Consider the following 22,700-nt stretch of genomic DNA (forward strand, 5'->3'; position numbering starts at 1 on the left):
GCGATCAGGTGTCGCCCGCGTCCGTCGCCGGCGCGTCCTCGCGCAGTACCGGTGCGCTGCGCACCAGGCGCAGGGCCGTGGTCAGCAGGAGGCCCCCGACGACGTTGCCGAGGACGGCCCAGCCCAGCCAGGCCAGCCAGTCGGCGTATCCGTAGGACGTGCGGCCGGCGTGCAGGCCGCCGAACGCGATGAGGGAGTCCAGGACCGAGTGCCACAGGCCGAGTCCGGCCAGGACGAACGCGGCGGACACCGACGCGGTGATCTTCCCGGTCATGGACTCGGTGCCGTGGTGCATCCGCGTCATGAGGGTGATGACGCCGCCGCCCAGCACGGCGAGGCAGAAGGTGCCCAGGCTGTACCCGCCGTCGACGAACCGCGCGCCCGCCTCGGCCGCAGTGGAACGCAGCTCCGGGAAGGCCCGCATCACGATCCACATGAACGCCCAGCCGCCCGCCAGGTTCATCACCAGGACCGTCACCCACAGGCGCGCCAGGTCGAGCCAGGTGGCCGCGCCGGCGATCACGGTGCTGACGGGGACGAGGAAGCCCTCGGTGAACAGTTCGCTGTGACCGAGCAGCAGGGCGATCAGCCCCACGGAGAAGGCCAGCCCGGCCAGGAGGTCGCTGCCGGTCTCGTGCTTGACGAACAGCAGCGTCATGACGCCCACGCTCACCTCGATGCCGCCCAGCAGCGCGGTGGCCACCAGCGACGCCCAGGTGCGGTGCAGACGCGGCCGGCCCTCGGCGACGATCCGTTCCGCCGCCTCGGCGACGCGCCGCTCCCCCGGGCCTGCCATGACCTGGTCGTCAGGCTCCATGACGGCCTCCCCCGGCCGGCTTCCCAGGGTGGGCGGCCACAAACCGGCACCATGACCCCGGCCGGTCTCGTGGTCCCCCGGCATGGCTCAGTGCGTTGCGGGGGACATACGATGCCGTCATGATCCACCCTTCGGATGACCCTCGGCGACGGGCGATACTCAGCGGTTCGGAGTTCGAGGAGCGGATCGGCTACGCCCGTGCCGTGGTCGACGGCGACCGGGTGCACGTGTCCGGCACCACGGGCTTCGACTACACCACCATGACGATCTCCGACGACGTCGTGGAGCAGGCCGAGCAGTGCCTGCGCACCATCGGCGCCGCGCTGGCGGAGGCCGGGTGCACGTTCGCCGATGTGGTCCGGGTGCGCTATCTGCTGCCGGACCGGGCGGACTTCGAGCCGTGCTGGCCGGTGCTGCGCCGGTGTTTTGGCGAGGTGCGGCCGGCCGCGACGATGATGGTCTGCGGTCTCGCCGATCCACGGATGAAGATCGAGATCGAGGTGGACGCCCGGCGGCCGGCCACCGCCGGCTGACCCGCCCGGCCCCGTCAGCCCTCCGTCGGGGTCAGCAGCACGAAGTCCGCCTTGAAGGGGTCGAGACACAGGGCCATCCGGCCGACGCCCTCGGCGTCCACGGGGCCCATCTGCACGGTGCCGCCGTTCCCGCGGACCTGGGCGACGGCCGCGTCGCAGTCGGCGACCGCGAAGACCGGGTGCCAGTAGGGCCGCCCGCCGGCCAGGGACAGGGCGTCCTCGCCGACCTCCAGCAGGCCGCCGTGCATCCGCTCGTCGGGCAGGCCGGCCGGGGTGATCATCGTGTACGTGCCCTCGCCACCCGGCATCGGCATGTCGGTGAACCGCCAGCCGAAGACGTCGCCGTAGAACCGCCGCGCCGCGGCCGCGTCGCTGGTGTACAGCTCGGTCCAGCACAGGGAGCCGGGCGCGTCGACCAGGTCGACGCCCTTGCTCTCGCCGGGCTGCCACACCGCGAACTGGCCGCCCAGCGGGTCGCTGTACTGGGCCATCCGCCCCCACTGCTCGATGTCCATCGGCGCCACGCGCACGGTACCGCCGCCCGCCTCGACGGCCCGGGTCGTGGCGTCCGCGTCGGAGACCGTGTAGTAGATCATCCAGGCGGGCCGGGCGCCCTCCTCGGTGAGCTTGCCGAGGCCGGCGACCATCTTGCCGTCCTTGCGGAACATGCCGCCCTCGACGCCCTCGCCCATCGGCTCGAGGTCCCAGCCGAGGACGGAGCCGTAGAAGGAGGCGGCGGCCGGGACGTCGGGGGCGCCGAGGTCGAGCATGCAGGGCGAGCCGGGTGCGAAGTCAGTGGTGATCACCGTGAGGTCCTTTCGGAGACTCCGTTCGGTCTCAGCGTGCCACCGGGCCGCCCGGCGCGCCCTCCGGCTTCGCCGTCCGGGGGTCCCGGACGGCGAAGCGCCTCGCACGTGTGCCTACGCCTCCCGCTCCGCCGTGCGTGTGGTGAACGGCAGGACCAGCCGCGAGGGGTGGGCGGCGTCGCGGTAGATCTTGTGGGTGACGGGGCGGCCGACCGGCAGGTGGAAGGCGTCCGGCGGGAGCAGCGCGTTGTGCGCGTCGGCGAGCGGCTCGTTGTTGGACAGCTCCGCGACCAGCTTGTGGCCCGGCAGGAACGTCGCCGCGAACGGGTACACCCGCAGCACGTACTCCTCGACCTTCCCCGGCTCGACCGGCACCGCACGGGTGTGCGGGTGGTAGGGGTCGCCCTCGGTGGTGCGCTCCTCGTCCAGCTCGCGGTGCGAGGCCTTGAGGTAGGCCGTGGTGATCAGCTGCCGTGTGCCGCCGGGGGCCTCGTCCCACAGGCGGAGGATGAAGTTGGTGTCGGGCTGGTCGATCTCCGCGAAGAGGTGCGCCGCGCCCTGGCCGATCATCTCGGTGGGCTCGGTGAACGGCTCGGTGCTCCAGCTGAGGATCTCCACCGTGTCGGTGACCGTCAGCGGCGCCTGGTAGAAGCCGTCGGGGGCGGCGTGCTCGGCGGTCATCGGCTCGGGCTCGAAGGACAGCTTGTGGCGCGGGCGGAGGTGGAGCGGTCGGTGCTCGACCGGCTTCGGCGGCCACTGGGCGCCGGTGACGTACTGCCGGGTGCCCTCGACGTGGACGGTGACCGCGGGCTCGTCCATGACCCCGTTGTCGACGCCCTTGATCCAGTACTCGTACCAGCGGAACATCTTGTCGTGCTCCTCGACGAAGGGGCGCGACTGCATGGGCGGGTAGGGGCCGATGTCCAGCTTCTTCGGGCCCTTGAGGCGGTTGAACAGCTCGATGGTGCCGTCGATGGTCCAGCCGCGGCCCTGGTCGATCTGGAGCCAGACCGGGATGTCGATGTTCGGGGCGAGGGTGACCGGGTTGCGCTCCTCGTACCACTCGCCGTCGACCTCGTTCATGACGATGTCGAACCAGGCCTCGTGGTTCTTGGGGTAGGTGAGGACATGGACGAGGTTGGGCCAGGCGGCGACGTCCGGGTCCTTCAGCCGCTCCTCGACCCGCTTCTTGATCTCCTCGGGCGGATACGTCTCCAGCATGCGGGACTTGACGCCGTCGGTGAACGCCCAGCCGGAGTCGCCGCCGCGGCCCTCGCGGGCGGCGCGCGGCATGAACCACATGACGCCGCCGTGGTACGTCGTCTCGTAGAAGTCGTAGTGGCCGCCGCTGACGAAGATCGCCTTGAGGGACGGCGGGCGCTCGGCCGCGGCCAGGACCTGCATGGAGCCGAAGTAGGAGATGCCGATCATGCCGACGTTGCCGTCGCACCACGGCTGCGCGGCGACCCACTCGATGAAGTCGTACGCGTCCTGGCCGAGGGAGACGCCGCCGGCGTTGTAGTTGCCGATGTGCTCGCCCTCGGAGTGGCCCGAGCCCCGCAGGTCGCCGATGACGTGGACGTAGCCCTCCTGGACCACCCGGGCGATGTCGCCGGCCTCGATGCAGCCGTCCCACATGGGGCTGGGCCGGCGCTGCGGCGGGGTGGTCAGGGCGAGCGCCTGGAGCTCCTTGCCGTACGGACTGAGGGCCACCAGCGCGGGGCGCGGGGTGTCGTGGTCGGGGCCGCTGTAGGCGTCCGCCGCGAGGGTGACGCCGTCGCGCATCGGCACCCGGAGATCCTTGCGGACGGTGATGGACCGCTCGCCCGCGCGGATCGTACGAAGGTCGGTCATGGGGGGTGCTCCTGTCACACGTGCTGTTCGTGATGCCTGCGGTAGCCGGCCAGGGAGGTGAAGAACGGCGACGGCTCGAGCGTGGGGTCGCCGGTGTAGCCGAGTTCCCCGGCGACGGACGCGAACGGCGAGTACGGCGAGTCCGTCTCCTCCGGCCCGGCCTCCAGGCAGCGGCAGGCGGCGCCGGCGACCCGGTCCTCGATCTCCAGGCTCTGGGTGACGGCCTCCCGTGCCTCCGCCTCGTCGAGTTCCACGCCGTACGGGGTGCCGTCGGCGCGGCGGTAGGGGTGCCCCAGGTAGAGATTGCGGGGGCGGACCACGTCCCGCAGCCGGACGAGGCTCTCGCGGTAGGCGACCGGGTCGGTGTAGCCGGGAAAGCCGTTGGCGGCGCCGTGGACCTGGACGGCGTCGCCGGTGAACACCGCCCGCTGCCCGTCGACGACGTAGGCGACCGATCCCGGGGTGTGGCCCGGGACCGCGTGCACCGACACGGTGACGCCGCCGCCGAGGGAGAGCGTCTCCCCGCCCTTCACGAGCAGGGTCGGCTCCATCTCGCCGGAGGTGACGGCGTCCGCGGCCGCCGTCACCTTGGCCTCGCCCTCCGGGTCGTTCAGGTACCGCCCGCGTCCGGCGAGGTACTCCTCGACATGGGCCCGGCGCGAGCGCAGCAGGGGCGCGTCCGCCTCGTGGATCACCACCTGCGCGCGCCGGCCGGTGAGTTCCCACAGGGCGTGGGCCCCGCCGACGTGGTCGATGTGCCCGTGCGTCAGCAGGATCCAGCGGACGTCCTCGATGCGGCGCCCGATCGCCTCGAGGGCGGGCGCCATGCCCTCCGCGGGTGAGGAGGCGATGCCCGTGTCGACGATCGCCGGTTCGGGCGCGTCGACGAAGAAGCTGTACAGGCCGAACCGTCCCCAGGGCGAGACCAGCGGGTGGACGGCGACCGCGTCGTGCGTCATGGTGTTCCGTTCCTCTTTCCGGCCGGCGGTCAGCGACGGTTCAGGAAGTCGCGCGTCTCCCCGAAGACCCGGTGGTACTCGGGGATCCAGGAGAAGTGCTGGACGAAGCCGTGGCCCGCGCCCGGGTAGCGGCTGACGGTGGCCGCGACGCCGGCCGCGCGCAGCCGCTCGCCGTACAGCTCGCCCTCGTCGCGCAGCGGGTCGTGCTCGGCGGTGACGACGAGCGCGGGCGGGAGGCCGCTCAGGTCGGTCCGCTTGATGGGTGAGACCAGCGGGTCGGCGGGGTCGGCGCCGCTGTCCAGGTAGAAGGCGTTGAAGGGCTTCAGGCCGGCCGTCTCCAGGCCGTAGCCGGTCGCGTTCTCCCGCAGGGACGGGTAGCGGTCGGCGTCGAAGTCCAGGTCCAGGGACGGGTAGTAGAGGATCTGGTGGGTGATGCGGTCGAAGCCGTCGTCGTGGGCCCTGGCGGCGACGGCGGCGGCGAAGGTGCCGCCGGAGCTGTCGCCGGCGACGGCGAGGGTGGCGCCGTCCCAGTCCAGGCCGGAGTCCTCGCCGGCGGCCCAGCGCACGGCCGCGTAGCAGTCGTCGAGGCCGGCCGGGAAGGCCGCCTCGGGCGCCAGGCGGTAGCCGACGGAGACGACCCTGAGCCCGGTCTCCTGGGCCAGGGAGCGCGCGACGTGGTCGTGCGTCTCCAGGCTGCCGAGGAAGAACGCGCCGCCGTGGAAGTAGACCAGCAGGCCGTAGGTGTCGGCCTCGGCGGGGGTGTAGACGCGGACGGGGACCTCGCCCGCGTCCGTCTTCGCCGTCACGTCCTGGACCGCGTGCAGCGGGAGGCGCTCCTCGACGGGCGGGAGGTGCGCCTCGTCGGCGGCGCGCATCGCGACCGGGTCGAGGGGCCCCTCGGGCGGGGCGGGCAGGGCCGCCAGGAACTCGGCGATCTCGGGATGCAGTGTCACGGGGTCACTCCTGTCCGGCGGTGGCGGGCCTCTGGCCCGGGAACACCTCGTCGATCTCGTCCTCCGTCCAGCCCTGGCGGGAGATGCGCTGGAGCTCGTCGGTCACCGGCTTGCGGGTGGCCTGGTACAGCGCGAGGGCCTCCTTGACGGAGCCCGCCTCGCGCAGGGCGTCGGCGAGCGCGCCGCCGTCCTCGATGGCCGAGTTGGCGCCCTGCCCCTGGTGGTGGAGCATCGAGTGGGCCGCGTCGCCGACCAGGACGACGGAGTCGGAGTGCCAGGTGCCGACGGGGTCGATGTCGTACACGGCGCGGATGTTGACGGTGTCCATGTCGAGGTCGCGGGTGATGTTCACCAGCCGCTCGTCGAAGCCCTCGACCGTGCGGAGCAGGTCCTCCTTGGTGACCTCGGGCGCCCAGGTGCCGTCCGGGTGGAGGGCGGTGATGCCGAAGGAGACCTGGCCGCGGTGGCGCAGCGGCAGCAGGTAGATCTTGGTGCCGCGGCCGATGTACATGCGCAGGTTGTCGTCGACGACCATGCCGTGGGCGTCGTCGACGGAGATCACCGTGCGGTAGGCGTGCTCGCCGGCGAAGACCGGGGCCTTCTGGCTGAACAGCTGGTGGCGGACGACGGACCTGATGCCGTCGGCGCCCACGACCAGGTCCGCCTCGGCCGCGGCGCCGTTGGCGAAGGTGAGCGCGACGGAGTCGCCTCGGTCCTCGATCGTCTCCAGCTTGTGCCCCAGGTGCACCATGCCCTCGGGGAGGACGCCCATGAGGGCGTCGATGAAGTCGCCGCGGTGGATCAGGTGGGTGTGGGTCTGCTCGCCGGCGGCGGGCCACGCCTCCTTCATGATGGGGTCGCCGGTGGCGGTGAGGATCTCGAAGTAGTCGCTGGGGGAAGTCACTTCGGCGATCGCGTCGAAGACGCCCCACTCGCGGAAGCGGTTCATGGTGGCGGGGCGCAGGCCGATGCCGGCGCCGACCTCGCGGATCCGGCTCGCCTGCTCGTAGACGTCGACGCGGGCGCCGAGGAGGCTGAGGGCCTTGGCCGCGGCGGCGCCGCCGTAACCGGCGCCTATGACGGCGATCTTGAGGTTCTGGAGGTCCGAGAGCTGCATCGTTGGTCTCTCTACTTCTGAAGGGTCAGGAAGGTGGCAGGGTTGTCGACGAAGATCGTCTTGATGGCGGTCTCGTCGAGACCGGCGGCGCGGAGGTCCGGGATGAGGTCCTCGAAGATGTAGTTGACGGTGTGGCCCTTGACGCCGGGCCAGCCGAGCGGGGAGCAGTTGGCGTCGGCGGAGGCGAGGACCTGGCCCAGGCGGCGGCCGCCGTCGATGAAGCGCAGGAAGTGGTCGAGGCGTTCCTTGCGGGGGCGGGCCCAGAACGGCGGGTCGGGCAGTTCGGTCTCGTAGCCGAAGGTGTCGAACCCGATGCGCCCGCCCTTCTCGGCGATCCAGACGTCGCGCGTCTTCTCGGCGTTGACCCCGTCGTCGACGTGCCCGAACAGCACGCGGTGCAGGGGCAGTCTCTCCTCCTCGAAGATCGTGATGGCGTTCTCGGCGTCGATCGCGAGGTGGGTGAGGACGGGGGCGCCCGTGGTGAGGGCGGCGCGGGCGGCGGCGCGGTAGATGCGCTTGTCCAGCCCGGTCATCCGGCCGCCGCGGCTGACGCCGACCTTGATGACGCCGGCGAGGCTGCCCGTGGTGCCGATGCCGACGGTGATCTCGTGGACGAACTGCCGCGTCAGGTAGTCGACGTCGGCGTTCGCGAAGTGCGGCAGGGCGGTGTCGCCGCCGACGAAGCCGGTGCAGGCGACGATGTGCACGCCGGTCTTCGCGGACAGGGACTTGTAGTGGTCGACGTCGCGGCCGTTGCAGATGCCGGTGGCGTCGACGAAGGTGCCGCCGCCCAGTTCGTGGAAGCGGCGCAGCTTGGGGACCGTCTCCTCGTAGCGCTGCTCGGGGGTCTTCCACCACGTGGTGTCCAGTTCGGAGCCGGGCATGCCGTACCCGATGTGCTCGTGGACCGCGACGAGGCCCAGTTCCTCGGCCGGGACGGGACCCAGGACCGTGTTCACTCTCGACACAACACTCACCTTTGAGAAAGAGATTCGATGGTCGTATCCGCCGGCGTGCTCAGCGCACCGACAGCAGGTCCCGCGGGTTGTCCACGAGAATCCGCCGTACGTCGTCCTCGCCGAGGCCCTTGTCCTCCAGGAGCGGGACGAAGTCGGTCAGGAGGCGGCTGTACGGGGTGTCGTTGCCCGGGTGTCCCTTGGCGACGCCGGTGGCGCCGGCCGAGAGCAGGACGCGTCCGGTGAGGCCGGCCTCCGCCAGCTCCGCGACGAGGGCGACGCGTTCGGCGTCGGTGAGGTGCTCGTCGTCCTCGGTGCCGACGTGGTCGAGCACGACGTACGCGCCGCGGCGGGCCACCTCCAGGGGGGCGCCGGCGGCGACGGCGTCCTTGCGGTCGAGGCCGCCGACGACGATCCGGTCGGCGGGGAGCTTCTCGTCCAGGACCACGTCGAGGTCGTGCAGGGCGTCCTTGCCGTGGCGGAGGGAGACGGGGACTCCGGTGGTCAGCGCGGCGCGGGCGGCGCCGCGGAAGAGGCTCTCGTCGGTGGCGGTCATGCCCGTGCGGGTGGCGGCGGTGGCCACCAGCCCCGCGGCGCCGCGCCGTTCGACGCGCGGGACGACCATGCCCTCGGTGACCTCCCGGGCGAAGAGGTCGGCGAACTTGTCGGCCGGCCACGGCGTGGGCGGGTTGGTCTGCGGGGTGAGGAAGTAGCCGCCGAGCATCTCCTCGGGTCCCTGGCCGGTGGAGGCGACGATGTGCACGCCCGTGGTGCGGGCGAGGGTCTCGTACAGCCGGACGTCGCGGCCGTGGAACATGCCGGTGCTGTCGACGATCGTGCCGCCGCCGTGGGCGCGGAAGTCCGTCAGCTTCGCGGCGAGGATCTCGAAGATCTCGGCGCGGTCGAGGGTGATGTCGTAGGCGTGCTCGGCGCCCGGCACCACCGAGAGCAGCGCCTCGTGGACCGAGACGACGCCCAGCTCATCGGCAGGCACCGGGCCCAGGACGGTGTTCACGGTGGTGCTCTCGACGCTCATGCGCATGCCTCACAGGTCGGTGTGGGGTGCGTCCTCGCACCCTGTGGCTGTCGTCACGGTAGCCATTCGCTTTACATGACGTCAATGAAGCGAACACCACGAAAAAACAATGTGCTACGGGTTGCGCGGGAGTCGCCGCACCCCTTCACCGGGGCGGCACGGAGCGGCATCATGCACGGCGTGCATGGAACGGCATGCGAAGCATTCACTTGTTCGATGCGGGGCCGGACATTTCACTGAGGGCATGAGCACCCCACCCACCTCGGACGTCGATCTCTTCGCCGACGACGTCGTTCTCGACCCGTATCCCGTCTTCGCCGGCCTGCGGGAACAGGGCCCCGTCGTCCACCTCCCGCGCAACGACGTGTACGCGCTCACGCGGTACGACGTCGTCCGCGACGCACTGGCCGACTGGGAGTCGTTCTCCTCGGCCTCGATCGCATTCAATCCGATGGCGAACGAGGCGCTGACCGGCACCTCACTCGCGTCCGACCCGCCCGTGCACACCCAGCTGCGCGCCACGCTGACCGAGAACCTCTCCCCCAGGGCACTGCGCGGCCTCAAGGGGCAGATCGCCGAGAAGGCCGACGCCCTCGTCGCCGATCTCGTCGCGAAGGGCTCGTTCGAGGCGATCGACGCGCTCGCCCGCGCCTTCCCGCTGGAGGTGGTCGCCGACCTGATCGGCTTCACCGGCGAGGTGCGCGCCAACATGCTGCGCTGGGGCCAGGCCGCCATGGAGGTCCTCGGCCCGCTCAACCAGCGCACCGCGGAGAACTTCCCGGTCGCCGGCGAGCTGTACGCCTGGTGCTCCCAGGTGAAGGCGGAGGACCTCGCGGAGGGCTCCGTGGGCTGGGGCATCTTCGACGCGGAGGCGCGCGGCGACATCCCGCCGGACACCGCCGGGCACATCATCCACCAGTACCTGGGGGCCGGGGTCGACACGACCATCGCGGCGATCGGCAACATCGTCGCCCTGTTCGCCCGCCACCCCGACCAGCTCGCCCTGGTCCGCCAGGACCCGACGCTGGTGCCGGCCGCCTTCAACGAGGTGCTGCGCTACTGGGCGCCCGTCCACGCCTGGGGCCGGCGCGCCACCAAGGACGTCACCGTCGCGGGCGCCGACATCCCGGCGGGCGCGCAGGTCGCGGTCCTCTTCGGCGCCGGCAACCGCGACCCCCGTCACTACGCCGACCCGGACGCGTTCCTCGTCGAGCGCAACCCGGTCGACCATCTGTCGTTCGGCTACGGCCCGCACGGCTGCGCGGGACAGGGACTGGCCCGTCTGGAGGCGCACGCCGTGATCGACGCGCTCGCCCGGCGGGTCGACCGCCTGATCGCCGGACCCGAGGTCCGTGTCCCGAGCAACACCACCCGGAGCATCGACAAGCTCCCCGTCCTGGAGGTGATCCCCGCATGAGGATCGTTCTCGACCGCCCCCGCTGCGAGGGCCACGGACTCTGCGAGGAGGCCGCACCGCAGCTGATGCACCTCGACGACGAGGGCGAACTCGTCCTGCACCGCGAGGAGATCGACGAGGCGGACGCCGCCGCCGCGAACGCCGCCGCCCGGGTGTGCCCGGTCGCCGCGCTGAGGATCGCGTGAGCACCGCGGCCCCGTCGCGCGTGGTCGTCGTCGGCAACGGCATCGCCGGGCTCACCGCGGCGGACACCCTCCGCGAGGCCGGCTTCGACGGTGAGCTGACCGTCGTCGGCGACGAACCGCACCCCGCGTACAGCAGGCCCGCACTGTCCAAGGCACTGCTGCTCGGCGACGACGGCCTGTCGTCGCACGCACTGCCGCCGCCGGGGCACGGCGCGACGGAACTGCTCGGGGTGCGGGCCACCGGCCTCGACTGCGAGCGCCGGCTGGTCACGCTCGACGACGGCACGGCCCTGCCGTACGACCGGGTGGTGCTGGCCACCGGCTCGCGGGCGCGGCGGCTGTCGTCGCTGCCCGGAGAGCTGACGCTGCGCGGGCTGGACGACGCGCTGGCGCTGCGGGCCCGGCTGGCGGACAAGCCGTCCGTGGTCGTGGTGGGCGGCGGCCCGCTCGGCATGGAGATCGCGTCCGGCTGTCTGGCGGCCGGCTGCGCGGTCACCCTCGTCACCCAGGGACCGCCGCTGATCCTCCAGCTCGGCCCGTATCTCGCCGACGTGTTCGCGCGAGCCGCGCGGGAGCGCGGGCTGACCGTGGTGGACACGGTCGCGGCCCGGCTGGAGGGCGGCGAGGGGGGCACGCCCCGGGTGGTCCTCGCGGAGGGCGGCGTCCTGGAGGCGGAGGTGGTCCTCACCGCCGCCGGGGACGTGCCCAACACGGAGTGGCTGGCCGGGTCGGGGCTTCCGGCCGGCGGGCCCCTGCCGGTCGACGGGCGTGGCCTGGTGCGCCCCGACGTGGCGGCCGTCGGCGACCTCACGGCGTTCCCCACGGCGCGGGGCGTGCGGCGGGTACCGCTGTGGAGCAGCGCGATCGAGCAGGCGAAGACCGCGGCCCGCGCGCTCCTCCGGGGCACGGAGGTTCCGCCGCTGGACCTCCAGCCGTACTTCTGGACGGAGCAGTTCGGGCTCACCCTCAAGGCGGTCGGCGATCTGCCGGTGGAGGGCGAACCCGAGTACGTCGACGGGCGGCCGGGCGGCGGACCCGCGCTGATGCGCTGGTCGCGGGAGGACGGCAGCGCCGCGGCCGTGGCGCTCGACCACCGCATCCCGATCCCCCGACTGCGCCGGATGACGAAGGCTGCCGCGTAGGGTTCACCGCATGAGCACGGAGGAACGGGGCATCACCGGTTCGGGTCTGGACCGGCTGGCATCGGTCAACCTCAACCTGCTGGTGCCCCTCCTCGCCCTGCTCGAGGAACGCTCGGTGACCCGCGCGGCCGAACGCGTCGGCCTCTCCCAGCCGGCCATGAGCCACGCCCTGACCCGGATGCGCCGGATGCTGGGCGACGAACTCGTCGTGCGGCAGGGCAGCGGCGTCACCCTCACCCCGCGCGCCGTGGAACTCCTCGAACCGCTGCGCGCCGCCCTCCAGCAGACCGCGCGCGTGGTGAACCTGCCGCACTTCGACCCGGCCACCGACCGCCGGGTCATCACCGTCGCCATGACCACCAGCACGGCGTTCGTCGTCGGCCCCCGGCTCGCCCGGCTGCTGGCCGAACGCGCCCCGCACGCCACCCTGCGCGTGCGGACCTTCACCGTGCCGACCGAGGCGACCTTCGTCGAACAGGGCGTGGACGTGGTGCTGCTGTCCGAGGGGCACCACGCGCCGCATCCGCGCGAGCGGCTCTACGACGACCGCCTCGTGGTGGTCGCCTCCCCCGACAGCCCGCCGGAAGCCGACGCGCTCACCCTGATCAGCACCCAGCCGCACATCGTGGTGGACACCCGGCGGCGGGTCTTCCCCTACGCGGAGCTGGAGGAGCGGGGCATCCCCTACCGGGTGGGCCTGCTCAGCTCCGACTACCTGCTGGTGCCGTTCCTCGTCGCCCGGGCCGGCGGCGTCGCCCTGCTGCGGCACCAGGTCGCCACGGCCATGCGGGAGCTGTCCGACCTGCGCATCGAGGAGTTCCCCTTCCCGCTGCCGGGGCTGGGGATCGACATGGTGTGGAACCCGCGCCTGGCCGACCAGCCGTTCCTGGAATGGCTGCGGGAGCTTCTGCTCGACGTCGCGGCCGGCCTGTGAAGGACCCAGCGGCGGCCGGTCAGTTGAGCAGGCGCACCCAGCTGGCGGCCAGCTCCTCGATCATCTGCTCGCGGCTGATCTTCCAGTCGGAGCCCTGCCAGTGCTGGGCGACGTAGTCCAGCTCGGCCATCGCGAGGACGCCCCGGAAATGCCGCTGGTGCGGCTCGAGACGGCCGGCCGCGGTGAGTCCGTCCTCGATGTCGGCGATGGCCTCTTCCAGCCAGCGCTCGACCAGGTCGGGCAGGTCCGGGTCGACCACGGCTGCGTCCCGGCCGATGCGGATGATCGGGCGGACGGCCGGCCACAGCTCGACGGTCCGGCGCAGCCACGCCGTGATCGCCTCCTGCGTGCCCTCGGCGACGGTCTCGACGAGGTCGCGGGCCGTGGAGCCGTGCTCCGGGGAGCGGACGCGCTGCAGCGTCTCGTTGAGCTGCTCGTCGATGAGCGCCCGCATCAGGTCGCTGCGGGAGGGGAAGTACGCGTAGAACGTGACGCGGGTGGTGCCCGCGGCGGTCGCGATGTCGTCGACCGTGGTGGCGGCGTAGCCCTTCGTCTTGAACAGCTCGAGTCCGGACTCGAGCAGCAGACGACGGGTCATCTGCTTCTGTGCCTCACGAAGGTTCGCCATGCGGGGATCCTAACGCGGTCCCGCACGGCGGACATACGCGCTGCACGTGTTCCGGCCTGGGCGTACAGCCGGGGCGGGGAGGGTCATCCCCGCAGGTCGACGCCGAGACGGTCGCGCAGCTCGGCGAGGGAGACACCGTACGTCTCCAGCGCCTTCACGCCGTCGGGGCCGGGCTCGAAGACGCCGTGGTCGGTGTAGACACGCCGGACGCAGGCCTGCCCGGTGAGCGGGTAGGTGCAGGCGGGGACGAGCTTGGGAGCGCCGTCCCGGGTGAACAGCTTCATCATCACCAGCACCTGCTTCGCGCCGACCGCGAGGTCCATGGCGCCGCCCACGGCGGGGATGGCGTCGGGGTCGCCGGTGTGCCAGTTGGCCAGGTCGCCGTGGACGGACACCTGGAAGGCGCCGAGGACGCACACGTCGAGGTGGCCGCCGCGCATCATGGCGAAGGAGTCGGCGTGGTGGAAGTAGGCCGCCCCGGGCAGTTCGGTGACCGGGACCTTGCCGGCGTTGGTGAGGTCGGCGTCGATGTCGTCGCCGGTCGCCGCCGGGCCCATGCCCAGCATGCCGTTCTCGGTGTGCAGCACGATCCCGGCGTCCGGCGACAGGTGCTCGGCGATGCGGGTCGGCTGGCCGATGCCGAGGTTGACGTAGGAGCCGGCCGGGATGTCGCGGGCGATGCGGGCGGCGAGTTCGTCGGTGGTGAGCGGGGCGCGGTCGGCACGCTCCAGCACGGAGGACGTCATCAGCGGGCCCCTTCCACGGTGAGTCGGCGGGCCTCGGCCCGCACCAGGCGGTCGACGTAGATGCCCGGGGTGACCACGGCCTCCGGGTCGATCTGCCCCGGCGCCACGATCTCGGTGACCTGCGCGACGACCGTGGCGGCCGCGGTGGCCATCACGGGGCCGAAGTTCCGGGCGGTCTTGCGGTAGACGAGGTTGCCCAGGGTGTCGGCGCGGTGCGCGGAGATCAGCGCCACGTCGCCCTTGACCGGGTACTCCAGGACGTAGGAGCGCCCGTCGATCTCGCGGGTCTCCTTGCCCTCGGCGAGCGGGGTGCCCACGCCGACGGGGCTGTAGAAGGCGCCGATGCCGGCGCCGCCCGCCCGTATCCGCTCGGCCAGGGTGCCCTGCGGGACGACCTCCAGCTCGACGCGTCCGGCCCGGTACAGCTCGTCGAAGACGTAGGAGTCGCTCTGCCGGGGGAAGGAGCAGATCACCTTGCGCACCCGGCCCGCCTTGAGCAGCGCGGCCAGGCCCACGTCGCCGTTGCCGGCGTTGTTGGAGACCACGGTCAGGTCGCCGGCGCCCTGCCGGATGAGGGCGTCGATGAGGTCGAACGGCATGCCGGCCAGTCCGAACCCCCCGACCAGCACCGTGGAGCCGTCCTCGACGCCGGCCACGGCCTCGTCGGTCGTGGCGGCGATGGTCGTCGTCATCCCTGGCTCACCTCGTCGGTCACGTTCTCCAGGACCACGGCGAGGGCCTGGCCCACGCCGATGCAGACGGCGGCCACGCCCCAGCGCTGCCTCCGCTCGCGGAGCACCGTGGCGAGGGTGCCGAGGAGCCGGCCGCCTGAGGCGCCGAGCGGGTGGCCGAGCGCGATGGCGCCGCCGCGCGTGTTGACGATCTCCGGGTCGACGCCCCAGGTGTCCACGCAGGCGAGCGACTGTACCGCGAAGGCCTCGTTGAGTTCGACGGCCCCGACGTCGCCCCAGCCGATGCCGGCCCGGCGCAGCGCCTTCTCGGCCGCCCGCACCGGGGCGTACCCGAACTCCCGCGGCTCGACGGCGTGCACGCCGCGTCCGGCGACGCGGGCGAGCGGCGCGAGGCCGATCCGGCCGGCGGCCGCCTCGGTGCCGAGGAGTACGGCGGACGCGCCGTCGCTCAGCGGGGAGGCGTTGCCGGCCGTGATGGTGCCGTCCGGACGGAACGACGGCGTGAGCGCCGCCAGCTTGTCCGCACTGGTGCCGGGGCGGATGCCCTCGTCCCGGGTCAGGCCCTCGACGGGCAGCACCAGGTCGTCGTAGAAGCCCTCGTCCCAGGCGGCCGCGGCCAGCCGGTGCGAGCGGACCGCGAACGCGTCCTGCCGTTCGCGGGAGATGGCGAACTTCTCCTGGAGGAGTTCGTTGCACTCGCCGAGGGAGACCGTCCACTCCTCCGGCATCGCCGGGTTGACCAGGCGCCAGCCGAGGGTGGTGGAGACGGCGGTGACGTCGCGGGCGGGGAACGCGCGGTCCGGCTTGGGCAGCACCCAGGGCGCGCGGGTCATGGACTCCACTCCCCCGGCGACGACGACGTCCGCGTCGCCGGACTCCAGGGTGCGCGAGCCGATGATCGCCGCGTCCAGACTCGAGCCGCACAGCCGGTTCACCGTCGTCGCGGGCACGCTCACCGGAAGTCCGGCGAGCAGCACGGCCATGCGGCCGACGTTGCGGTTGTCCTCGCCGGCGCCGTTGGCGTTGCCCCACACCACGTCGCCGACGTCGGCGGGGTCGAGGCCGGGCGCACGGTCGAGCAGTCCCTTCAGCGCGGTGGCGGCGAGGTCGTCGGGGCGTACGCCCGCGAGACCTCCGCCGAAGCGGCCGAAGGGGGTGCGGACGGCGGCGTAGGGGTGGGCGTCGCTCATGCCGTGCCCCTGGCGGGGACGGGCTCGCCGACGTCGGCGGAGTCCAGGGGGATCGGGGTGAACATCTCCGGTTCCTGGTCGGGGGTGAGCGCGGTGGGGCCGTACAGCCAGTCGGTGAAGGAGTAGTCGTAGGTGTCGCGGGCGCGGAGCAGGGCGTTGCGCTGCTCGCGGGCGAGGCCGTCGAGGTGCCACAGCTCGCCCCACTTCCGGGAGGTGGTGAGCACCCGGCGGCAGTGTTCGGGGCGGACGGCCTCGTAGGCGGCGAGCGCGGCGGTCCAGTCGACGGTGCCGTCCTCGGCGCGGTTGCGGGCGACGTGCTCGCCCAGCACCCAGCCGTCCTCGATCGCCATGATCGCTCCCTGGGCGATGTACTGCAGCGGCGGGTGCGCGGAGTCGCCGAGCAGGGCGATGCGGCCGTGCACCCACGTCATGACCGGGTCGCGGTCGAACATCCGCCACCACTTGTCGCGCCACATGAACGGCAGGCCGTCACGGACGAAGTCGCAGGCGCCGGCGAAGGCGGCGTCCACTTCGTCGGGGGTGCCCCAGTCGTCCTGCCCGGCCAGTGCCTTGGGCGACTCGAACACGGCGACCTGGTTGAGCATCTCGCCGCCGCGCAGACCGTAGTGGACGAAGTGGCAGCGTGGTCCGATGTACACGACGACCTCGCTGAGGTCCACGGACCGCACCCGGGGCTGCTCGGCGGGGACGGTGCCGCGGTAGGCGACGTACGCCGAGGAGACGGGCCGGTCGTCGACGAGGAGCTTGCGGGCGGCCGAGTGCAGGCCGTCCGCGGCGATCACCAGGCCGGCCTCGTGGGTCTCCCCGGAGGCGAGGGTCACGCGGGCCCCGCCGTCGGTGTTCTCGTACGCGGTCACCGTGGCGTCGTTGACCAGCTCCACCCCGGCGCGCTCGCAGGCGCGCAGCAGCAGGCCGTGCAGGTCGCTGCGGTGGATGACCAGGTACGGACAGCCGTACCGCTCCTCCAGGTGGCGCAGGTCGAGCCGGGTCAGCTCGGAGCCGTCGACGGCGTCGCGCATGACCATGGCGTCCGGGACGACGCCGAGGCTCTTGGCCTCGTCCAGGAGGCCGTAGTCGTCGAGGATGCGGGTGCAGTTGGGGGCGAGCTGGATGCCGGCGCCGACCTCGCCGAAGGCGGGGGCGCTCTCCAGCAGGCGGACGGTCTGGCCCTGACGGGTCAGGGAGAAGGCGACGCCGAGGCCGCCGATGCCGCCGCCGACGACGAGCACATCAGGGTGGGACATGGCACTCACTTCTTTACAGCCAGGGGCCGAGCTGGGGGGCGTCGGCGAGGGTGTGGGGGCGGCCGGCCAGCCAGGCGGCGACCTCGGGCAGCGGGCCCTCGGGCAGCGGGCCCTCGGGCAGCTCGTCCAGGCCGCGCCTGCCGCGGATCTCGGCGACCAGGGCGGTGAGGAAGCCCTTGGGCAGGTCGGCGAAGGTGACGACGCCGGTGCCGAGGTCGACGGCGTGGACGCACACCTCGCGGGCCCGCATCCACGGCAGCTCGGTGGCGGGCACGGTGCGGCCCTGAGCGGTGACGACCTGGTGCCGCCACTGCTCGCCGGTGAGTCCGTCCAGGCCCGCCGCGAGCTTCCGCGCGGAGTCCGCCAGCCAGGAACGCAGCTCGTCGGCCGTCAGGGCGGGGCCCTTGGCGATGCCGGCGGCGCGCTCCTCGGCGGAGGCGTACATAGGGGTCTCCTCGCCGGTGGCCGCCCAGCGCACCAGGTTGCCGAGGGCGTCGGCGTTGGCGGCGACGTGCGCCGCCAGGTGCTTGCGGGTCCAGCCGGGCAGCACGCTGGGCGCGGAGAAGGCGTCCTCGCCGAGGCCGGCGACGGCGTCGAGCATCAGCTCGGTGCCGGTGCGGGCCCAGGCGCGGGCGTCGGCGAGGGTGCGGGCGGGCGCGGTCATCCCGCGACCACCTTGTTGACGCAGGCGCCCAGGCCGGTGATCTCGGTGACCACGGTCTGGCCGGGGAGCAGGAACACCTTGGGGTCGCGGGCGTTGCCCACGCCGGCCGGGGTGCCGGTGGCGATGATGTCGCCCGGGTTGAGGGTGATCACGGTGGAGATGTACCGGACCAGGAAGACCGGATCGAAGAGCAGGGTGCCGGTGTCGTCCTGCTGCATGACCTCGCCGTCGACGGTCGTGGTGACCTGGAGCGCGGGGCGGACCCCGCCGACCTCGTCGGGGGTGACGACGTAGGGGCCGACCGGGGTGGTGGCCTCCCAGATCTTGCCCTGGGTCCACTCGACGGTGCGGAACTGCCAGTCGCGCAGCGAGATGTCGTTCATGACGGTGAAGCCGGCGATGGCGTCGGCGGCCTGCTGCTCGTCGGCGCGGCGCACCCGCTTGCCGACGACGACGGCGAGTTCGACCTCCCAGTCGAGGGCGTCGGTCTCGTCGGGCTTGACGATGTCGTCGCCGGCGCCGATCAGGGTCTCAGGGAACTTCGGGAAGAGGGTCGGGTGGCTGGGCAGGTCCCGGCCCATCTCCTTGATGTGGTTGGTGTAGTTGTGGCCGACGCAGACCACCTTGGAAGGGCTGGGGACGACCGGCGCGAAGTCGGCGCCCTCGACCGGGTAGGCGGTGCCGGACGCGCCGGCCGCCTGGTTCCGCCAGTCGTCCTGGGCGAACAGTTCGCCCAGGTCGGAGTACCCGAGGTCGACGAGGCTCCCGCCGTCGAGGCGTACCGCGCGGGTGCCGTCGGCGGTGCGGAGGGTGGCGAGCTTCATGTCAGGCGTCCTTCTGGGTGCGGGCGAGCTTGAGCGCCTCGAAGACGGGCGCGTCGGAGAAGCGGAACAGGTCGAGGGCGCCGGAGTCGGAGTCGGAGCCACCGGCCTCGGACTTCGCGGAGAAGGGCTCCCAGGACGGGACGACGAACAGGTCGCCGCGGGTCACCGTCCAGGACTTCCCGCCGACGGTGACCGTGCCGGAGCCGTCGAAGACCTGGTAGACGGACGAGCCGGTCTCGCGCACCGGCGCGGTCTCGGCGCCGCGGGCGACGCGGTGGAACTCGGCGCGGATGGTGGGCAGGACGTCGGAGCCGTCGTGCGGATCGGTGTAGCGCACCGCGGCGTGGCCGGGCTCGACGGTGCCGCCGAAGCCTTCCTTCTCCAGCAGCAGCTGGTCGCGCAGGGCGGCGTTCGTGTACTCCCACTTGTAGGACAGCAGGGGGCTGCCGGGCGTGGTGGGCGTGGCCGACAGGGGGCGCAGGCCCGGGTGGCCCCACAGCCGCTCGGAGCGGGAGCGCTCGGGCGTGATGCGCTCGGCGTCGCTGATCTCGTCGCGGCCGAACTCGAAGAACTGCGCCTCGGTGACGTACTGGAAGGGGATGTCCAGGCCGTCGATCCAGGCCATCGGCTCGGTGGTGGCGTTGTGGTGGGCGTGCCAGTTCCAGCCGGCCTGCGGCAGGAAGTCGCCGCGGTTCATCGGCACCGGGTCGCCGCCGACGACCGTCCATACGCCCGAGCCCTCGACGACGAAGCGGAAGGCTTGCTGGGTGTGGCGGTGCTCCGGGGCGTCCTCGCCCGGCATCAGGTACTGGATGGCGGCCCACAGCGTCGGGGTGGCGAAGGGCCGTCCGCCGAGGGAGGGGTTGGCCAGGGCGATGGCGCGGCGCTCGCCGCCGCGGCCGACGGGAACCAGGTCGCCGGCGCGCGCGGCCAGCTCGCGCAGCGTCTCCCAGCGCCACAGGTGCGGCACGGCACGGGAGCGGGGATGGGCGGGCATCAGGTCGCCGATCTCGGTCCACAGCGGGACGAGCAGCTCCTGTTCGAAGCCCCGGTACAGCTCTTCGAGCGCCGGGGTGACCTCGGGCTGCCCCGCCGCGGCGACTGCCTGGAGCCGGACCGGGGAACCCGTTGCGGTGTCTTGGGCGATGGAGGACTGAGTCACGGCACACAGACTGCTCGGTGTCTTCAGAGAGAACATGGAGATTCTGGAGAGCAGAATCGCGAGGAAGCAGCACCATGGACAAGCCGCTCAAGACGCCGCCGCCGTACCCCATCGCCAGCGTGGACCACGCGCTGCGGGCGGCGACCATCCTGCAGATGGAGGGCGGTGCGACCGTCTCGGAGATCGCCGAGCGGCTGGGCGTGGCCCGGTCCACCGCGCACCGGCTGCTGGCGATGCTGGTCTACCGGGACTTCGCCGTGCAGGGCGAGGACCGCACCTACCGGGCGGGGCCGGTGCTGGAGCTCGCCGCCCACTCCCAGTCGCTGGTGTCACGGCTGCGCGCGGCGGCGCTGCCGCATCTGCGCCGGGTGGTGGACCTGCTGGACGAGACGGCGAACCTGATCGTGCGCACCGGGGACACCGCGCGGTTCATCGCCGGCGTGGAGTGCGGGCAGGCGCTGCGGGTCGGCTCCCGCGAGGGCATGGTGTTCCCGGCCCACCGCACGACGGCCGGGCTGCTGCTGCTCGCGGACCTCACCGACGAGGAGCTGGACGAGGTGTACGCCGAGGAGCGCTACCGGGAGCGCCCGGCCGAGCGTCCCGATCTGGGACGGCTGCGGGAGGAGCTGCGGCGGCTGCGGCGCAACGGGTTCGCGGTGAACCAGGAGCGCTCGGAGCGCGGCCTGGTGGCCGTGGGCGTGCCGGTGCGCGACCGGGACGGGACGGCACTGGCCGGCCTGTCGGTGTCGATGCCGGGCGTGCGGTACGACCCGCACCGGCTGCGGCCGCTGGTCGCGACGCTGGACGCCGCCGCGCGCGCCCTCGAACGGGATCTGGCCACGCGGGACTGAGCGGCACGCGCCCGCACCCGCGCCGCTCCCACCCCCGGCCCCACTCGCTCGACAGTCTGGACGATGCTCATACAGCGAGACGTTTCACTGTTGATTGCGCATATTTCATTGACGTGACGTAAAGCGAATGTCATTCTCCCGGCATCGCGTCCGTTTCGCGTCGTGTTCGTCTCCCCCACCGCGAACCCCGGACCGACCATCCACGCTCTCCGGGCTCCCGCTCGCTCACGGGACGCCGTCTTTCCCAGCCAGGGAGAAATCAGCAATGACGCTCGACAACGGGACGACGACGTCCCACGGCCCCACCGCGGGGGCCGCCCGGAACCCGGGCTACGCGGGAACACTGGCTGCCGCCTGCGCCGCGGTGTTCGTGGCGCAGGTCGCGAACGCCCTGCCCGTCTCGCTGAACGGGCTCTTCCAGGAGGACCTCCAGACGCGCGGGTCCCAACTCACCTGGATCACCGCCGCGTTCATGATCGCCGTGGTCTGCTTCGAGTTCACCTTCGGTGTCCTCGGCGACCTCTTCGGCCGGCGCAGGCTCGTCATGGCCGGTACCGCCCTCGTCGTCGCCGGCAGCACGGTGGCCGCCCTGGCCCCCACCGTGCAGGTGCTGTGGGTGGGCGCCGCGCTCAACGGTCTGGGAGCGGGCGCCATGTTCCCCGGCTCCCTCACCTCGATCACCGCCGTCACCCGGACCGCGAAGGAACGGGCGAGTTCGGTGGCGCTGTGGAGCGGCTTCCTGTCCGCCGGCGCCGCCGTGTCACCGCTGATCGGCGGCATGTTCGCCAAGATCGGCTCCTGGCGCGGCTCCTTCTGGGTGCTGGTCGTCCTCGCCGTGGTCAGCATGGCGCTCACCGCGCTGCTCGCCACCGAGTCCAAGGCGCCCGAGGGCCGCAGGCTGGACGTCCCCGGTCAGATCACCTTCGCCATCGGCCTGATCCTGGTGCTGTACGGCGCCGTGGAGGGCCCGGAGTCGGGCTGGACCACGCTCCCCGTGATGCTCGCCTTCGCCCTCGGCGGTGTGTTCCTCGCCGGGTTCGTGCTGGTCGAACTGGGCGCCGACTCCCCGATCTTCGACCTCAAGCTGTTCCGCAACCGGGCCTTCACCGTGTCGTCGGTCGTCGCGGTCATCGGCATGCTGGCCTTCCTCGGCGCCTGCTTCTCCACGAGCATGTGGCTCGGCCCGGTGCAGCACCAGGACCCGATCCGTGTGGCGATCCCGTTCCTGCTGCTCCAGGGCCCCGCCTTCGTGCTCATCCCGCTGGTCTCCCAGCTGCTGCACAAGGTCGCCCCGGGCTGGCTGCTGACCTCGGGCTTCGCGCTGATGGCGGCCGGCAGCCTGCTGTTCACCGGGCTGGACGTCACCGACACCTCCCTCATCCCGTTCCTGCTGCCCTCCGCCCTGATCGGCATCGGTTTCGCGCTGACCGTCAGCTCGGTGACCGCCGTCGCCCTCAACAGCGTGCCGCCGCAGCTCGCGGGCATGGCCAGCGCCACCACCAACATGCTGCGCGACCTCGGCTTCGCGCTCGGCCCGGTCGTCGTGGGCGCGGTCGCCCTCAGCGGCGCCGGGTCGGCCTTCGCCGAGAGCCTGGCCGGCACCGGTCTCCCGGTCGCCCACGCGCAGGCCGCCGCGGAGATCGGACGCGAGGGCGGTCCGATCGCGGTGAACAGCCTGCCCGAGGGCGTCCCGGGCTCCGCCGCCCACGACCTGGCCCTTCAGGCGCTGGGCAGCGGCTTCTCCACCGCCTACCTGGTGTGCGGCATCGCGGCGGCGGCCGCCGCGCTGCTCACCGCCTTCGGCATGATCGGCATCCGCGCCCGCGGCGGCTCGGCCGAGGCGGACTCGCTCGACGCGGTGACCTCCGGCCGGGCGTCCGGCCGGCAGCCCGCGGCACGGTAGGCGCCCCCACAGGGGTGTGGCCGGGTCCCCGTGGGCCCGGCCACACCCGTGTGCTCACCCGTGGCG

Annotated in this window: 23 protein-coding genes; 7 read left to right on the forward strand and 16 right to left on the reverse strand. The window is 72.6% G+C overall.

Annotated elements, in window-relative coordinates:
• Positions 1–4: 4 nt before the first annotated feature.
• On the reverse strand, positions 5–817 hold the full coding sequence (locus tag ACP7TJ_RS01260; protein WP_427761764.1) for a formate/nitrite transporter family protein: 813 nt from the start codon (positions 815–817) through the stop codon (positions 5–7).
• Between the two features lie 119 nt (positions 818–936).
• Here ACP7TJ_RS01260 and ACP7TJ_RS01265 point away from each other — a divergent pair, with 119 nt between their 5' ends.
• The gene (locus ACP7TJ_RS01265; RefSeq protein WP_367424432.1) at positions 937–1,350 is read left to right on the forward strand and encodes a RidA family protein; all 414 of its coding nucleotides are present in this window, start codon (positions 937–939) and stop codon (positions 1,348–1,350) included.
• A gap of 14 nt (positions 1,351–1,364) precedes the next feature.
• Here ACP7TJ_RS01265 and ACP7TJ_RS01270 read toward each other — a convergent pair whose 3' ends face one another.
• The 7 genes from ACP7TJ_RS01270 to ACP7TJ_RS01300 form a co-directional block, all read right to left on the reverse strand.
• A complete protein-coding gene (locus ACP7TJ_RS01270) occupies positions 1,365–2,156 on the reverse strand; it encodes a VOC family protein (protein ID WP_093769749.1) in 792 nt (263 codons plus the stop codon).
• A gap of 114 nt (positions 2,157–2,270) precedes the next feature.
• On the reverse strand, positions 2,271–4,010 hold the full coding sequence (locus ACP7TJ_RS01275; RefSeq protein ID WP_427761767.1) for a CocE/NonD family hydrolase: 1,740 nt from the start codon (positions 4,008–4,010) through the stop codon (positions 2,271–2,273).
• 14 nt (positions 4,011–4,024) lie between these two features.
• Positions 4,025–4,969 (reverse strand): MBL fold metallo-hydrolase, encoded by a 945-nt coding sequence (locus ACP7TJ_RS01280; protein WP_427761768.1) that lies wholly within the window; start codon positions 4,967–4,969, stop codon positions 4,025–4,027.
• Positions 4,970–4,998: 29 nt separating this feature from the next.
• A complete protein-coding gene (locus ACP7TJ_RS01285; RefSeq protein ID WP_167744226.1) occupies positions 4,999–5,922 on the reverse strand; it encodes an alpha/beta hydrolase in 924 nt (307 codons plus the stop codon).
• Between the two features lie 4 nt (positions 5,923–5,926).
• Entirely contained in the window at positions 5,927–7,039 is a 1,113-nt protein-coding gene (locus ACP7TJ_RS01290) for an FAD-dependent oxidoreductase (RefSeq protein WP_427761771.1), read from the reverse strand.
• Positions 7,040–7,050: 11 nt separating this feature from the next.
• A complete protein-coding gene (locus ACP7TJ_RS01295) occupies positions 7,051–8,007 on the reverse strand; it encodes a phosphotriesterase (protein WP_427761773.1) in 957 nt (318 codons plus the stop codon).
• A 49-nt stretch (positions 8,008–8,056) separates the two neighbouring features.
• A complete protein-coding gene (locus tag ACP7TJ_RS01300) occupies positions 8,057–9,031 on the reverse strand; it encodes a phosphotriesterase (RefSeq protein WP_427761775.1) in 975 nt (324 codons plus the stop codon).
• Positions 9,032–9,275: 244 nt separating this feature from the next.
• On the opposite strand from ACP7TJ_RS01300, the gene ACP7TJ_RS01305 reads away from it, so the two are divergent.
• The 4 genes from ACP7TJ_RS01305 to ACP7TJ_RS01320 are packed head-to-tail and all read left to right on the forward strand — an operon-like array spanning position 9,276 to position 12,709.
• Positions 9,276–10,448 (forward strand): cytochrome P450, encoded by a 1,173-nt coding sequence (locus ACP7TJ_RS01305; protein WP_427761777.1) that lies wholly within the window; start codon positions 9,276–9,278, stop codon positions 10,446–10,448.
• The gene (locus ACP7TJ_RS01310; RefSeq protein WP_093769756.1) at positions 10,445–10,633 is read left to right on the forward strand and encodes a ferredoxin; all 189 of its coding nucleotides are present in this window, start codon (positions 10,445–10,447) and stop codon (positions 10,631–10,633) included. The genes ACP7TJ_RS01305 and ACP7TJ_RS01310 overlap by 4 nt, the downstream gene beginning before the upstream one ends.
• Positions 10,630–11,775 (forward strand): NAD(P)/FAD-dependent oxidoreductase, encoded by a 1,146-nt coding sequence (locus tag ACP7TJ_RS01315; protein ID WP_427761779.1) that lies wholly within the window; start codon positions 10,630–10,632, stop codon positions 11,773–11,775. Before ACP7TJ_RS01310 ends, ACP7TJ_RS01315 begins: the two co-directional genes overlap by 4 nt.
• 10 nt (positions 11,776–11,785) lie before the next feature.
• Positions 11,786–12,709, forward strand: coding sequence for a LysR family transcriptional regulator (locus ACP7TJ_RS01320; RefSeq protein WP_167744232.1), 924 nt, complete (start codon positions 11,786–11,788; stop codon positions 12,707–12,709).
• Between the two features lie 19 nt (positions 12,710–12,728).
• On the opposite strand, the gene ACP7TJ_RS01325 is transcribed toward ACP7TJ_RS01320, so the two are convergent.
• The 8 genes from ACP7TJ_RS01325 to ACP7TJ_RS01360 all read right to left on the reverse strand — a co-directional run bounded on the left by ACP7TJ_RS01325 (position 12,729) and on the right by ACP7TJ_RS01360 (position 19,880).
• Complete coding sequence (locus tag ACP7TJ_RS01325; protein ID WP_266394598.1) at positions 12,729–13,337, reverse strand: TetR/AcrR family transcriptional regulator; 609 nt, start codon at positions 13,335–13,337, stop codon at positions 12,729–12,731.
• An 83-nt stretch (positions 13,338–13,420) separates the two neighbouring features.
• The gene (locus ACP7TJ_RS01330) at positions 13,421–14,083 is read right to left on the reverse strand and encodes a 3-oxoacid CoA-transferase subunit B (RefSeq protein ID WP_189909200.1); all 663 of its coding nucleotides are present in this window, start codon (positions 14,081–14,083) and stop codon (positions 13,421–13,423) included.
• A complete protein-coding gene (locus ACP7TJ_RS01335; protein WP_189909199.1) occupies positions 14,083–14,775 on the reverse strand; it encodes a 3-oxoacid CoA-transferase subunit A in 693 nt (230 codons plus the stop codon). The genes ACP7TJ_RS01330 and ACP7TJ_RS01335 overlap by 1 nt, the downstream gene beginning before the upstream one ends.
• Positions 14,772–15,965 (reverse strand): thiolase family protein, encoded by a 1,194-nt coding sequence (locus tag ACP7TJ_RS01340; protein ID WP_427761783.1) that lies wholly within the window; start codon positions 15,963–15,965, stop codon positions 14,772–14,774. The genes ACP7TJ_RS01335 and ACP7TJ_RS01340 overlap by 4 nt, the downstream gene beginning before the upstream one ends.
• The gene (locus ACP7TJ_RS01345) at positions 15,962–17,215 is read right to left on the reverse strand and encodes an FAD-dependent oxidoreductase (RefSeq protein WP_427767253.1); all 1,254 of its coding nucleotides are present in this window, start codon (positions 17,213–17,215) and stop codon (positions 15,962–15,964) included. Before ACP7TJ_RS01345 ends, ACP7TJ_RS01340 begins: the two co-directional genes overlap by 4 nt.
• Positions 17,216–17,243: 28 nt before the next feature.
• A complete protein-coding gene (locus ACP7TJ_RS01350; RefSeq protein WP_427761785.1) occupies positions 17,244–17,894 on the reverse strand; it encodes a maleylpyruvate isomerase N-terminal domain-containing protein in 651 nt (216 codons plus the stop codon).
• Positions 17,891–18,718, reverse strand: coding sequence for a fumarylacetoacetate hydrolase family protein (locus tag ACP7TJ_RS01355; protein WP_427761787.1), 828 nt, complete (start codon positions 18,716–18,718; stop codon positions 17,891–17,893). Before ACP7TJ_RS01355 ends, ACP7TJ_RS01350 begins: the two co-directional genes overlap by 4 nt.
• A gap of 1 nt (position 18,719) precedes the next feature.
• Complete coding sequence (locus ACP7TJ_RS01360; RefSeq protein ID WP_367495216.1) at positions 18,720–19,880, reverse strand: cupin domain-containing protein; 1,161 nt, start codon at positions 19,878–19,880, stop codon at positions 18,720–18,722.
• 74 nt (positions 19,881–19,954) lie between these two features.
• Here ACP7TJ_RS01360 and ACP7TJ_RS01365 point away from each other — a divergent pair, with 74 nt between their 5' ends.
• Positions 19,955–20,731, forward strand: a complete 777-nt coding sequence (locus ACP7TJ_RS01365; protein ID WP_427761789.1) for an IclR family transcriptional regulator — start codon at positions 19,955–19,957, stop codon at positions 20,729–20,731.
• Between the two features lie 265 nt (positions 20,732–20,996).
• A complete protein-coding gene (locus ACP7TJ_RS01370) occupies positions 20,997–22,634 on the forward strand; it encodes an MFS transporter (RefSeq protein WP_427761791.1) in 1,638 nt (545 codons plus the stop codon).
• The last annotated feature ends 66 nt before the right edge of the window (positions 22,635–22,700 follow it).

Source organism: Streptomyces sp. DSM 41931, from assembly GCF_050271085.1.
Taxonomy (GTDB): Bacteria; Actinomycetota; Actinomycetes; order Streptomycetales; family Streptomycetaceae; genus Streptomyces; species Streptomyces albogriseolus.

Coding starts and splice junctions, on each gene's coding strand:
- ACP7TJ_RS01260 (WP_427761764.1), bottom strand. CDS start 817: ATGGAGCCTGACGACCAGGTCATGGCAGGCCCGGGGGAGCGGCGCGTC.
- ACP7TJ_RS01265 (WP_367424432.1), top strand. CDS start 937: ATGATCCACCCTTCGGATGACCCTCGGCGACGGGCGATACTCAGCGGT.
- ACP7TJ_RS01275 (WP_427761767.1), bottom strand. CDS start 4,010: ATGACCGACCTTCGTACGATCCGCGCGGGCGAGCGGTCCATCACCGTC.
- ACP7TJ_RS01280 (WP_427761768.1), bottom strand. CDS start 4,969: ATGACGCACGACGCGGTCGCCGTCCACCCGCTGGTCTCGCCCTGGGGA.
- ACP7TJ_RS01290 (WP_427761771.1), bottom strand. CDS start 7,039: ATGCAGCTCTCGGACCTCCAGAACCTCAAGATCGCCGTCATAGGCGCC.
- ACP7TJ_RS01300 (WP_427761775.1), bottom strand. CDS start 9,031: ATGAGCGTCGAGAGCACCACCGTGAACACCGTCCTGGGCCCGGTGCCT.
- ACP7TJ_RS01305 (WP_427761777.1), top strand. CDS start 9,276: ATGAGCACCCCACCCACCTCGGACGTCGATCTCTTCGCCGACGACGTC.
- ACP7TJ_RS01310 (WP_093769756.1), top strand. CDS start 10,445: ATGAGGATCGTTCTCGACCGCCCCCGCTGCGAGGGCCACGGACTCTGC.
- ACP7TJ_RS01320 (WP_167744232.1), top strand. CDS start 11,786: ATGAGCACGGAGGAACGGGGCATCACCGGTTCGGGTCTGGACCGGCTG.
- ACP7TJ_RS01325 (WP_266394598.1), bottom strand. CDS start 13,337: ATGGCGAACCTTCGTGAGGCACAGAAGCAGATGACCCGTCGTCTGCTG.
- ACP7TJ_RS01330 (WP_189909200.1), bottom strand. CDS start 14,083: ATGACGTCCTCCGTGCTGGAGCGTGCCGACCGCGCCCCGCTCACCACC.
- ACP7TJ_RS01335 (WP_189909199.1), bottom strand. CDS start 14,775: ATGACGACGACCATCGCCGCCACGACCGACGAGGCCGTGGCCGGCGTC.
- ACP7TJ_RS01340 (WP_427761783.1), bottom strand. CDS start 15,965: ATGAGCGACGCCCACCCCTACGCCGCCGTCCGCACCCCCTTCGGCCGC.
- ACP7TJ_RS01350 (WP_427761785.1), bottom strand. CDS start 17,894: ATGACCGCGCCCGCCCGCACCCTCGCCGACGCCCGCGCCTGGGCCCGC.
- ACP7TJ_RS01355 (WP_427761787.1), bottom strand. CDS start 18,718: ATGAAGCTCGCCACCCTCCGCACCGCCGACGGCACCCGCGCGGTACGC.
- ACP7TJ_RS01365 (WP_427761789.1), top strand. CDS start 19,955: ATGGACAAGCCGCTCAAGACGCCGCCGCCGTACCCCATCGCCAGCGTG.
- ACP7TJ_RS01370 (WP_427761791.1), top strand. CDS start 20,997: ATGACGCTCGACAACGGGACGACGACGTCCCACGGCCCCACCGCGGGG.